This window comes from Gemmatimonadota bacterium, from assembly GCA_009835325.1.
Lineage (GTDB): Bacteria > JAAXHH01 > JAAXHH01 > JAAXHH01 > JAAXHH01 > JAAXHH01.
In genome coordinates this window covers 1-12,082 of sequence record VXWP01000061.1, presented here as the reverse complement: position 1 = coordinate 12,082, position 12,082 = coordinate 1, and the positions used below count along the sequence as shown (strand labels likewise).

Genomic DNA, 12,082 nt, shown 5'->3' with positions numbered 1-12,082 from the left:
GCAGTCAGCTGCTGACCAGGACCTTCTTCAACGCGGCAATGAAGGCCTCGTTCTCTGCCTGCAGGCCCGCGGTGACGCGCAGCCAGTTGTTCATCCGCCAGCGGCGCTTGCCGTTGCCCACGAGCACGTTGTACTCTTCGAACAGCTTCCGGGTGACCTCGTCGGCGTCCGTGCGCACGTTCACCAGCATGAAGCTGGACTGGCTGGGCACGTACTCGAGTCCCATCTCCTCGAACTGGCCGGTGAGATAGTCATGCCCGGCCCAGGCCGCCGCTCTCGCACGGTCCTGGTAGTCCTGATCCTCGATGCAGGCCTCCGCGGCGACCACGGAGAGCGAACTGACCCGCCCGCCCTTGTTGTCTTCGAGCTTCTCGATGACATGGGGCCGGGCAAGGCCGTATCCGATGCGCAAGCCCGCCATGCCCATGATCTTCGAGAAGGTACGGGTTACGATGACGTTCTCGTGATCCAGGATGAGCGGCGCGGCGCCGATGCGGTCCTGCGGGTTCCGGGCGAACTCGATATAGGCCTCGTCGACGAAGACCATGACGTCGGAGGGGATGCCGCTGACGAACTTCTTGAGGTCGTCGAAGGGCACGATGATGCCCGTCGGGTTACCCGGGGAAGTGATGACGACGACGCGCGTGTCCTCGGTGATGGCTGCCTTCATGGCGTCGAGATCCTGGTGGAAGTCCGGCGTCGTGCGGACCAGGCGCGCCCGAGCGCCGTAATTCCGGGCTGTACGGACCACGCCGCCGTAACCGGGCGCGGCCTCGATCATCTGGCCGCCGTCGCGCAGGTAGGCCGAGGCGATGGCGAAAAGCACTTCCGATGACCCGCACCCGAGGGTCACCCAGGGCTCGGTCCGGTCTTCGTTGTTGTTCGAGGGTATGACAACCGGCAGTCCGTGGCGCTCAGCGATCTGCCCGTAGAGCCCGCGGCCCCGGTAGTACCGGTTGAACTTGTAGACGTACTGCATGATCGCCTCGACGGCGCGGGGCGACGGACCGATCGGATTCTCGTTGCTGCTCAATCGGATGAATCCCTCGGGTACCCCCCATCCCCGCACGGGCCGGACGCGGGGTCCCGCCACCATCTGCGCCGCGGCTTCGTAGCTGCCCAGGGAAGCCACCCCGGCGCCTACCGCGAGCCCCTTGAGGAACTTGCGCCTTGTGAACCCGGGAGCCGCCAGGTTCATCGCCTTTAACATGTTCGACATAACCCCGTCCTTTGATCAGATACTCGAATCGATCGAACGAACGATCAGCTACTTACCAGCACCTTCTTGAGCGCTGCCATGAAGGCCTCGTTCTCTTCCTGCAGTCCGGAAGTGACCCGCAGCCAGGTATCCATTTCCCAACGGCGCTTTCCGTTGCCGACCATCACGTTGTATTCTTCCCTCAACTTGCGGACGACTTCATCCGCATCCTTGTGCACGTTGATCAGCATGAAACTGGACTGGCTGGGTACGTACTCGATGCCCATTTCGTCGAAATTGCTGGCGAAGTACTCCTGGCCTTCCCAGGTCACCTTCCGCGCCCGATCCTGGTAGTCATGATCCTCGATCCCCGCCACCGCGGCGTTGGTCGAAAGCATGCTCGGCCGACCGCCCTTGTTCTGATTCAGCTTCTCGATGACTTCGGGGCGCGCCAGGCCGTAGCCGACGCCGAGTCCCGCCATGCCCATGATCTTGGAGAACGTGCGAGCTACGATCACATTCGCGTGATCCAGGATCAGCGGTGCCGCGCCGACCCGGTCTTCGGGGTTCTTCGAAAACTCGATGTAGGCCTCGTCCACGAAGACGATCACGTCAGACGGGACCTCCTGGACGAACTTCCTCAGGGCGTCCGGCGGGACGAGCACGCCGGTCGGGTTACCGGGATTGGTCACGACCACCACGCGCGTATTTTCGCTGATAGCAACTTTCATGGCATCGAGGTCCTGCTGGAAATCGCTGGTCAACGGGACCCACTTCGCCGAGGCACCGTATGCTTCGGCCGTGCGGAACACGCCGGCGTAACCGGGCGAGGCCTCGACCACTTCAGCACCGTCCCTGAGATAGGCGGACGCCACGGCGAAAAGCACCTCCGAGGAACCGCAGCCCAGGGTGACCCAGGCGTCAGGCGGCGAGAAGGTATTGGGAGGCCACTCCACCACGGGCAACCCGTGCCGCTCGGCGATCTTGGTATAGATGTCCCTGTTCCGGTTGTAGCGGTTAAAGGAGTACACGTTCTCCAGGACAGCCTCAACCGCCCGCGGAGATGGACCGATGGGCATTTCGTTTCCGCTCAGGCGCACGAGACCTTCGGGTACGCCCCACCCGCGCACGGGTCTCGCGTTGGGTCCGGAGATCATCTGCGCCACGGCCTCGTAACTGCCCAGTGACAATGCGCCTGCGCCGACCATCATACCTCTTAGAAAGCCTCGCCTTGAAAAACCGGAAGAAGCTTCCTGTGTTCTATCCGCCCTGTCTACCATGATGAACTCCTTGAAGGAAAGTTCTGCAAAGAATTGCTCTGCAGGCCTTTGTTTTCAACCTGGCGAAATGCGTGCGTGACGCCAGGTGAAGGCGCAGCCGTGTCAGTTACGATTCCTGAAATCCGAATCCGTTGATCGGGCAATGTAATGCGCAACGCATAAAATGACAAAGGTATTGTGGAAGTTATACAACTTCGCGGCACTCGGTATTCAGAATCGTGTTGTTGGTGCCGGCCAATCTGCCACCCGTTCCGCATTCAGGCCGCGCACAGGTAGTCTTCCACTTCGGTTAAGCCCAAGTCCGTGAGGGCCTGGCGTATCAGCTTACGTGCGCCCCGTGAGGACACGGCGACGACGAGCATCGGACGGCGGTAGCGACTCCAGGTCGAGGCCAGTTCGTCGGGACCGATCACCGGGGCTTCGCGCATGCGGCTGCCGATCTTCCGGGGAGAAATGTCCACGAAGGCATCCACCGGACGGCCCATGCGGACGATGTGCCTGGTCAACCGGCGACCGGTCTGGCCCGCGCCCCAGACGATCAACCCGTCCCGGTCCTGCAGCGGGCCGTTGACCAGGAAGTGCGCCTTGACGCGCAGGAAGTTCTCTACCGAGTACCGGGCGTCCGTTCGCGTCAGCCGGGCTCCGTGTTCCCGCCAGTACAGCAGGACTTCCGGAACCTTGGCGAATCGCCGTCCCGCGGCGTGAAAGCGAAGCCAGAGGTCGTAATCTTCCGGCCATCCGGTGTCGCGGTATCCGCCGAGCTCCACGAGTTCGTCCCGTCGCACCATGGCCGACGGATGGGCGATTGGACTTTCTATGTAGATCTCACGGGCAATGTCCTCGGGCTCGACGAGGCTGTTGAGCCAGGCCTCGTAAACCTTCATGCCCTCACCCACCGCGCCTTCGGCGAAGATTTCCACGAGCGACCCGGCTACGCTGATATCCGGCCGGGCGTCCAGCAGTGCCGACTGCCGGGCGAGACGGTCCGGGCGCATCCGGTCGTCGGCGTCCATGCGGGCGACCCACTCGCCCCGGCAACGCGACAGTCCGAGGTTCAGCGCCTCGACCAGGCCGACGCGGCCGGCCCGGACCGGCTGGATTCTCCGGTCCCCCCGGCCCCATGCCTCCAGGATCATCCCGCTGTCGTCGTCCGACCCGTCATCGACGGCGATGACCTCGAAGTCGCCCAGCGTCTGCGCGGCGATGCTCTGCAGGGTTTCGGGAAGCGTACCGGCCGCGTTGTAGACCGGCATGAGGACGGATATGCGTGGCGTGGACATGGATGTAACGATGTTGGTTGACACATCGCGGACCGGACCAGGCCGAATCGGGCTGGGCCCGGCGGCCCGGAGCGGGCGGCCTAGCCCTTGACCACGATGTTGAGCAGCTTGTCCGGAACGAAGATGTTGCGGACCGACTCCTTGCCATCGGTCCACTGCCGTACGCGTTCGCTGGCGAAGGCGGCCTGCTCGATTTCTTCGCGGGGCGTGCCGGGCGGCAGCTCGAGCCGGTCCCGTACCCGGCCGTTGATCTGGATGACATATTCAATCGTGGCAGAAACGATCAGCGCCGGATTGTACTCCGGCCAGGGTACGTCGCAGATCATGCCCTCGTGTCCCAGGCGGGTCCACAGTTCCTGGGAAATGAAAGGCGCGAAAGGGGCGGCCAGCTGCAGCAACCGGTCGATGGCTTCGCGATAGTGTGAGGACGCGTTTTGCAGGCCGTTGAGCAGTTCCATCAGGCGCGCGATAGCCGTGTTGTATTGGAACGACGCCATGTCCCCGGTAACGTCCCGCGTCTTGCCGTGCAGCAGGGCGAGCAATCCGGGGTCGTCGACCGGCGCTTCACTGAAGTCGGTCCCGGTGGCGTAGCGCCATAGCCGGTCGTAGAACCGCCGCACGCCGTTGATGCCCGCGTCCTGGAAATCACCGCCTACCTGGTAGGGACCCAGGAACATGAGATAGGTGCGGAAGGCGTCCGTGCCGAAACGGTCCAGGTATTCGTCGGGATTGACCACATTCCCTTTGGATTTGCTCATCTTCGCGCCGGAACGGATGATGGTGCCGTGTGCCCGGAACTTCTTGAAAGGTTCCGGGAAGGAGACCAGGCCGATGTCATGCAGCGCCATTGTGATGAAACGGGTATACATGAGGTGCAGTACCGCGTGCTCGTTGCCCCCCACGTACATGTCCACGGGCAGCCACCGCTCCGTCATTTCCGGTTCAAAGACCACGTCCGCGCGATCCGAGCTGGGATACCGGAAAAAGTACCACGCCGAGTCCAGGAAGTTGTCGTTGACGTCGGTCTCACGGGTGGCGGGACCGCCGCAAGCGGGACAGGTGGTGTTCAGGAAGGAAGGGTCGCGTGCCAGCGGGCTCCGTCCCGTTCCGTCCGGCCTGAAGTCCTCCACGTGGGGCAGAATCACAGGCAACTGGTCCTCGGGAACGGGCACCACGCCGCAGGCTCCGCAGTGGATCATCGGTATGGGCGGCCCCCAGTACCGCTGGCGACTGATGCACCAGTCCCGCAGCCGGTAGTTGACCTGCCGTTTCCCGACGCCGCGGTCTTCCAGCCAGTCCGTGACCGCGCCCACGCCGACGGTGCTGTGGGTCCCGTCGAAGGGTCCGCTGTTGATCATGGTCCCCTCGCCGGTATAGGCTTCCTCGAGGACGGCCGCGCCGTCGTAACCGTTCGTCGTGTCCTCCGAGCAGCTGATCACCTGCACGATGGGCAGATCGAAGGCCCGGGCGAACTCGAAGTCCCGCCCGTCATGGGCCGGAACCGCCATGATGGCGCCCGTTCCGTAAGTCATCAGCACGTAATCGGATATCCAGATCGGAATCCGGGTGTCGTTGACCGGATTGACGGCGTAGCCGCCCGTGAAAACGCCGGTCTTCTCGCGGGTAACGTCCTCGCGCTCGATGGCCGTCTTCCTGCCGCTTTCCTTCACGTATTCATCGACGGCAACGCGGTGACGTTCCGTGGTCACGACGTCGACAAAGGGGTGCTCCGGCGCCAGGACCATGTAGGTGGCGCCCCAGAGCGTATCCGGCCGCGTAGTGAACACGCTGAGCTTCTCGTCGTGATCCGCCAGCGGGAAGTCTACTTCAGCCCCTTCGCTGCGGCCGATCCACCTGCGCTGCGCGGTCTTGGTCGTCTCGGACCAGTCGATGGTTTCCAGGTTCTCCAGCAACTGCCTGGCGTAGGCCGTGATCCGGAAGAACCACTGGCGCATGTTCCGCTGCTCCACCTGTGCGTCGCATCGCTCGCACACCCCGCCCTCGGCCTGTTCCGCCGCTAGCACGGTGTTGCAGGAGGGGCACCAGGTGACCGGCGCTTCCTTCTGATAGGCCAGCCCGGCCTTGTAGAGCTGGATGAAGATCCATTGCGTCCACCGGTAGTAGTCCGGATCGGTGGACTGTACTTCGTGACGCCAGTCGAACATAGCGCCAAGGCGCTTGAACTGCCGGGTAAAATTCTCAATGTTCTCGGGGATCAGCCGTCCGGGATGGGTGTTGATCTTGAGGGCGAAGTTCTCGGAATGGATCCCGAAGGCATCGAATCCCATGGGCTCGAACACGTCGTATCCCTTTGCGCGCATGTATCTTCCGTGGATATCCGCGCCCGTGTAGGCGAACACGTTGCCCACGTGCATGCCCTCGGCGGATGGGTAGGGGAACATCATGAGGTTGTAGTAGGGATTCCGCGCCGCCTCGAGGTCGACCTCGTAGGTCCCTTCCGCTTCCCAACGCTCTGTCCAACGCGCCTCGACCGCCTCGTGATCGTATTTGTCGCCGTTCATTGCTTCCCCGGTTTTCATTTCTCGAACGTTGTCCCCGGCCCCTTGCTGTCCGGAGGCTGCCTGTTGCCTTTCCTCTCGTGATTTGCCCCCGTAATTTATCTATCTTGATTGTAGAAATCAAGTTACGACTTTACATTGGATGACGGCCTGTCTTCATGACGACATGTCTTCGGGTAATGCGCAATAGAGTTCCAGTCCAAATCCATCAGAGAGGACCGCCATGCCAACCCGGAATCCCCATCTCCTGCGGGACGACCATATCCGCCGGTTCATCACGGATGGATACGTGCAGGTCAACGACGGCCTGCCCACGGAGTTTCACCAGGACCTGTACCGGAAGATCGAGACCGTGCTCGAGGAGGAAGGCAATCCCGGCAACAACATCCTGCCCCGGATACCCGAAATCCATAAGGTCTTCGACCAGCCCTCCGTGCGGGGAGCGCTGACCAGCCTGCTCGGACCCGGATACCTCATGCATCCCCACCGGTACTGCCACCTGAACAAACCGGGCAGTTCCGGCCAGCAGTGGCACAAGGACGATTACATCTTCGACCATAACGTGAGGCATGCGCGCTGCCGGTGGGTGATGGCCTTCTACTATCCCCAGGACGTGAGTGCGGACATGGGCCCAACGGGCATTCTGCCCGGCGTCCAGCACCACAACATGATCTCCGATTGTGAGGCGTCCAAAACCACAGAATCCGCACTGGGACTGTGCGGCCCCGCCGGGACGGTTTCCATCGTAAACTTCGACTCCTGGCACCGTGCCATGCCGAACGTCAGTGAAAAGAACCGGTACATGCTCAAGTTCCAGTTCACCCGTTCGCGCGAGCCGGCCGGACCCACATGGGAAAGTGGAAACCGCGGCTGGAAGCCTCAGCCGGACGACGAGCTTCCCGCTGTTTCCGAGGCCGTATGGAACTGGTTGGCGGGAGGGGATAGCGGCGAGGTTGAAGCCAAGGGGGTGTCCATCGATCGCTGCCTGGCGGCCCTTGACGATGCGGACGAACGGGTACGGCTGCAGGCCGCGTACACGTTCGGCAGGAAGGGTGCGGAAGCGGTGGAGCCGCTTGTGGAACGACTGTGCGCGACCAGTGAAGAGCAGGCCCTGGCGAGCGTACCCAGGAACCCGGCGAATCCCGCGGGAGGCAATCCGTCGGAACTGCCCGTCGCCTATGCGCTGTCGGCCGTGGGACGTCCAGCGGTCAAGCACCTGGAGGCCCTGCTCGAAGACGATGCCTGGTGGGTACGGGCTACCGCCGCGGACGTACTGGGCGACATCGGCCGTCCAGCGTCTGACGCCCGCCCCGCTCTGTTGCGTGCTGTTGGCGACGACGACGCCTGGGTACGCCGAAACGCGTCCGAAGCGTTGGCGGTCCAGGGGGATTTCAGTGACGAAGACGCCCCTGCGCTTCGACACGCGCTCGGGGATGAGGACGAGCGTGTCCGGCGAAACATCGCTTTCACCCTGGCCAGACACCCGATTCAGGACGCGGACCTGGTCGATGACCTGGTCTCGCGCTCGGCGGAAGACGAGGGGCGCTACGTCCGCTACTACGCCCTGGCGGCTGCGGCTCGCATGACCGCCGGCACGGACCGGGAAGGCTTTCTGAACGCTATGCTCGCCGCTCGCTGGTGTCCACTGACGACCCGGAAGAGTGCTTATTGATCCGGCGAAACAGCAGGTATAACGGGTAGCTCAAGACGACCACGCCAAGGGCCGTCAGGCTGACGGCCGTACCGCCCACGATGTTGCCGGCAAGGAAAGCTACGGCGCCTGCGAGGGTGAGCGCCGTCGTCCACGGGTATCCCCAGGCCCGGTAGGGGCGGGGAAGATCGGGTTCCTTTCTTCTCAGGAGAAAGACGGAAAGGAACAGGATGGCGTAGTTGACCACGGTGAAGAACGCCAGCGCCTCCACCAGGCGTACGAAGCTTCCGCTGAACAGCAGGAAGACGATCGTGGCCGCCAGGCTGGCGACGAGCGCCGCCGTGGGGGTGCCGCCCCGGTTCACCCGCCGGCACTGCCGGAAGAACAGGCCGTCGGTACTCATGGCGTAGATCACGCGGGCGGCGAACATGTAACCCAGGTTGATCCCCACGATCAGGAATCCGGTCAGGAACGCCGTGATGACCGTCTCCGCCACCGGTCCCAACAAAGTCTCGACGGCCCGGCCCACGGCCAACTCCGCCCCGACGATCTCCGACATGGGCAGCATGCGCAGCAAGGCGATGTTGATGAGCAGGTAGACCGCGATGACGATCCCGACGCCCACGAACATCGACCGGGGAATCGTACGCCCCGGATCGGCCATTTCTTCAGAAAAGTAAGCAGTAAACACCCAGCCGTCGTAAGCATAAAGCACCCCTCTCAACGCCACGATAAAGGCCATGGCCAGGGCCCATCCCGCGGGCATGGACGGCAGGGCGGCCGCCTCGCCCTCCGCACCTCCACCATCCGCCAGTACGAAACACGCGATGATAAGCACCGCGAAAACAACTGCCTTGATCATGCTCGCCGCGTTGTGAAGGCCGGTTCCCCATTTCACGCCCCGCCACTGGACCAGGGCGAAGGAGACTGCGATGGCCAGGCACAGCGAAAGGCTGTATCTCGGAATTGCGGGCGTCAGGAGATGGAGGTATTCGTTGATGACGACGATGGTCATCGCCGTCGCTCCGCACCAGTTCAGCCAGTCGGTCCAACCGCTGACGAAACCGACGAAGGGACCGAGAGACCGGTGGGCGTAGACGTAGTAGGCCCCGGCCCTCGGCAATGCAGTAGCCAGTTCGGCGGCTGAAGCCGTGCTGAACAGCACGAACACGCCCGCTCCGATCCAGGTAGCCATATACCACCAGGGATCGGGCAACTGGGCCGCCACTTCGCCCGGCGCACGCAGGATGCCGAGACTGACGATTCCTCCGAAGGTGATGGCCAGTCCCGTGATCAGACCGAGCACGCGCAGCAGACCGCCGCGGGAAGACGCCGAAGACATGGATAGATCCTTGATTTGGAAGAATGATCAGCGATTACACCCTGATCGTTTGCCCGGCAGCACAAAGGGGATTATATTGTCCGCGCAAGTTGAAACACTATTCTTTTCGGCCGATTTCGGCGGGAATATGCAGGGAATGTGCATCAGTACCTGTCCGGAGTTTGCCCTGACTGAATCCAGGACACAGGACCATTTCAACCACAAGACATTGAACCATGGATCTTTCACTTAAATACGGACTCAATCCCCATCAACATCCCGCCAGGGTGACCTTACCGCCTGAATCACCGCTGCGCGTGCTCAACGGAACGCCGGGCTACGTCAATATCATCGACGCCATGGGCGCATGGCAACTGGCGCGGGAACTGAAGCGCGCTACAAGGGAAGCCGGCGCGGCGTCCTTCAAGCACGCCAGTCCTGCCGGGGCGGCAATCACTGCTGAACTCGGAGATACTTACCTGGCCTCGCAATTCCTGGCAGCGAAGGAGCTTTCGCCCGTGGCCGCGGCTTACGTAAGGGCCCGCGGAGGCGACCGCATGTGCTCCTTCGGGGACGCGGCGGCCGTGAGCGAGGTGGTGGACCGGTCCCTGGCTACCGTGCTCAGACGGGAGGTGTCGGACCTGATCATCGCGCCGGGATACGAACCGGACGCGCTGGAAGTCCTCCGTGCGAAGAAAGGGGGCGGATACCTCGTCCTGGAGATCGACCCGGACTTCGAACCGCCTGTGGTCGAGCAAAGAACGCTGTTCGGCCTTCAGCTGGAACAACCCCGCAACGACGCGGCCATCACGCGGCAGACTTTTTCCAACCTCGTCACAGACAACCGGGACATATCGGATTCCGCGCTCGATACCCTCGTCGTGGCGACAATCGCCCTCAAGTACACCCAGTCCAATTCCGTCTGCGTGGCCTACGACGGCCAGGTGATCGGCATGGGCGCGGGCCAGCAGTCCCGCATCCACTGCACCCGGCTGGCCTGCGACAAGGCCGACAAGTGGTTCCTGCAGCAGCATCCCCGGACGCTGGATCTTCCTTTCCGAGCTGGGCTCAAACGTACGGAAAAGACGAACCTCGTCGACCAGTACCTCCTGTGGGATCAGCTTTCCGACACGGAAGAGGCCCGCATGCTGGGTGACCTCGAAGAACGTCCCGTGCTGATCTCGCCGGATGAACGGCGGGATTTTGTTTCCCGTTTCGAGGGGACCTGTCTTACTTCGGACGCCTTCATCCCCTTCCGCGACAATATCGACCGGGCGGCCCGAAGCAACGTGTGCTACGTCGCGCAGACGGGTGGCTCTACGGCGGATAAAGGGGTAACGGAGGCGGCCGACGAATACGGCATGGTCATGGCCCACACGGGCCTGCGACTGTTTCTACATTAGCACGGACGCCGATCGTTCCCGCTACACGTTTCCGCGATCACCGCTTTCATCCGTTCCGGATAGTTTGTCAGGATCCCATCCACGCCCATCCCGATAAACTTCCGCATGTCTTCGGGGGTATCCGCGTAGAATACATGTACACCCAGTCCTGAGTCGTGCGCCATCTGAACGAACTCCGGCGTGGTCATGTCCCGTCCAGGCTGCATCGTCCGAAGCCCCATTTCCGCTGATGACCGAATGTAATCCTCGGGGGAGCGGTTGTTTGGAAAGATCCGGCAAGCTATTCGCGGGTCGACCTCGGCAAATATCCCCACGCTCTCATCATTGCAGGCCAGTATGGAATCGCCCATCATTCGGAACGCGCGCAGCGCCTTCGCTACCTTACGTTCGAATTCGCCATCCGGATTTCCACCCTCTTTGAGGTGTACATTGAGCCTCACTTTACCCTGAACGAGATCCAGCGCTTCCTCCCAGGTCGGCACGCGTTCGCCACGAAACCGTTCGCCAAACACCCTTCCGGTGTCGAGCGCCCTGATCTCGGCAAGTGTGAGCTCGCCAATCGCGCCCGTACCGTCGGTTGTTCGGTCTACGGTGGCGTCGTGCATGACGACGAGATGCCCGTCCCGGGTAGAACGGAGATCGAGCTCGATCTCATCCACGCCGATTTCAAGCGCCATCTGAAATGCGCGTAACGTGTTCTCGGGGTAGTTTCCCGACGCGCCGCGATGGGCGACATTGGCAACCATGTGTTATTCCTTAGCCTATTGACGCAGGTATAGTTAAATAACAGTGATCAGGGAGCCCTGTTATATTAGTGATCAAATCTGTTGTATCACAACGCTTTCGTAACGATAAGGAGTAGAAGACAGGATGAGCGACAAAAGACCCAATGTCATTCTGGTCATTACGGACGACCAGGGCTATGGCGACCTGGGATGCACCGGTCATCCGTGGTTGAAGACACCCCGTATCGACGCCTTTCACGATGATGCGGTCCGCCTGACCGATTTCCACGTGTCGCCCTTATGCACGCCGACGCGCGGCGCCCTGATGACCGGCCGGCGGCCCGTGCGCAACGGCGCCTGGGCGACCTGCTGGGGGCGGTCCATCCTGCGTAAGTCGGAGACGACTATGGCGGACGTCTTCGGCGCGGCCGGATACCGCACCGCCATGTTCGGCAAATGGCACCTGGGCGACAACTACCCCTACCGGCCCCAGGACCGCGGATTCCAGCACGTGGTGGCCCACAAGGGCGGCGGCGTGGGACAGACGCCCGATTTCTGGGGAAACAACTACTTCGACGACACCTATTTCCACAACGGCGCGCCCGTGGAGCACGCGGGATACTGCACGGACGTGTGGTTCGACGAGGCGATCCGCTTCATCGAGGGAAGCGCGGACGGTCAGGCCGGGGGCGGCGAGGCGGCGGG

The 12,082-nt window shown here is 62.4% G+C and carries 9 protein-coding genes; 3 read left to right on the top strand and 6 right to left on the bottom strand.

Going from position 1 to position 12,082, the window contains the following annotated elements; translation table 11 throughout:
- Positions 1 to 4: 4 nt before the first annotated feature.
- The 4 genes from F4Z81_07815 to F4Z81_07800 form a co-directional block, all read right to left on the bottom strand.
- Complete coding sequence (locus tag F4Z81_07815) at positions 5 to 1,219, bottom strand: aminotransferase class I/II-fold pyridoxal phosphate-dependent enzyme (GenBank protein ID MXW04959.1); 1,215 nt, start codon at positions 1,217 to 1,219, stop codon at positions 5 to 7.
- Between the two features lie 44 nt (positions 1,220 to 1,263).
- Positions 1,264 to 2,478, bottom strand: coding sequence for an aminotransferase class I/II-fold pyridoxal phosphate-dependent enzyme (locus tag F4Z81_07810; GenBank protein MXW04958.1), 1,215 nt, complete (start codon positions 2,476 to 2,478; stop codon positions 1,264 to 1,266).
- Between the two features lie 257 nt (positions 2,479 to 2,735).
- Positions 2,736 to 3,782, bottom strand: a complete 1,047-nt coding sequence (locus F4Z81_07805) for a glycosyltransferase (protein ID MXW04957.1) — start codon at positions 3,780 to 3,782, stop codon at positions 2,736 to 2,738.
- 56 nt (positions 3,783 to 3,838) lie between these two features.
- On the bottom strand, positions 3,839 to 6,298 hold the full coding sequence (locus F4Z81_07800) for a leucine--tRNA ligase (protein ID MXW04956.1): 2,460 nt from the start codon (positions 6,296 to 6,298) through the stop codon (positions 3,839 to 3,841).
- A gap of 202 nt (positions 6,299 to 6,500) precedes the next feature.
- Between F4Z81_07800 and F4Z81_07795 the strand changes: the two genes are divergently transcribed.
- Positions 6,501 to 7,949: a hypothetical protein gene (locus F4Z81_07795; protein MXW04955.1), complete on the top strand. Its 1,449-nt coding sequence runs from the start codon at positions 6,501 to 6,503 to the stop codon at positions 7,947 to 7,949.
- Here the strand turns inward: F4Z81_07795 and F4Z81_07790 are convergent.
- Positions 7,897 to 9,270, bottom strand: coding sequence for an APC family permease (locus tag F4Z81_07790; GenBank protein MXW04954.1), 1,374 nt, complete (start codon positions 9,268 to 9,270; stop codon positions 7,897 to 7,899). The two genes, F4Z81_07795 and F4Z81_07790, sit on opposite strands and share 53 nt — an antisense overlap.
- 215 nt (positions 9,271 to 9,485) lie before the next feature.
- Here F4Z81_07790 and F4Z81_07785 point away from each other — a divergent pair, with 215 nt between their 5' ends.
- A complete protein-coding gene (locus F4Z81_07785) occupies positions 9,486 to 10,652 on the top strand; it encodes a phosphoribosylaminoimidazolecarboxamide formyltransferase (GenBank protein MXW04953.1) in 1,167 nt (388 codons plus the stop codon).
- Here the strand turns inward: F4Z81_07785 and F4Z81_07780 are convergent.
- Positions 10,649 to 11,398 (bottom strand): glycerophosphodiester phosphodiesterase, encoded by a 750-nt coding sequence (locus tag F4Z81_07780; GenBank protein ID MXW04952.1) that lies wholly within the window; start codon positions 11,396 to 11,398, stop codon positions 10,649 to 10,651. The genes F4Z81_07785 and F4Z81_07780 overlap by 4 nt on opposite strands.
- A 124-nt stretch (positions 11,399 to 11,522) precedes the next feature.
- On the opposite strand from F4Z81_07780, the gene F4Z81_07775 reads away from it, so the two are divergent.
- Positions 11,523 to 12,082: sulfatase-like hydrolase/transferase (locus tag F4Z81_07775; protein MXW04951.1), on the top strand; the 560-nt coding region annotated here is incomplete at its 3' end.

Bases quoted from the DNA above. Each gene is read 5' to 3' on its own strand.
- F4Z81_07815 (MXW04959.1), bottom strand. From the start codon at position 1,219: ATGTCGAACATGTTAAAGGCGATGAACCTGGCGGCTCCCGGGTTCACA.
- F4Z81_07810 (MXW04958.1), bottom strand. From the start codon at position 2,478: ATGGTAGACAGGGCGGATAGAACACAGGAAGCTTCTTCCGGTTTTTCA.
- F4Z81_07800 (MXW04956.1), bottom strand. From the start codon at position 6,298: ATGAAAACCGGGGAAGCAATGAACGGCGACAAATACGATCACGAGGCG.
- F4Z81_07795 (MXW04955.1), top strand. From the start codon at position 6,501: ATGCCAACCCGGAATCCCCATCTCCTGCGGGACGACCATATCCGCCGG.
- F4Z81_07790 (MXW04954.1), bottom strand. From the start codon at position 9,270: ATGTCTTCGGCGTCTTCCCGCGGCGGTCTGCTGCGCGTGCTCGGTCTG.
- F4Z81_07785 (MXW04953.1), top strand. From the start codon at position 9,486: ATGGATCTTTCACTTAAATACGGACTCAATCCCCATCAACATCCCGCC.
- F4Z81_07780 (MXW04952.1), bottom strand. From the start codon at position 11,398: ATGGTTGCCAATGTCGCCCATCGCGGCGCGTCGGGAAACTACCCCGAG.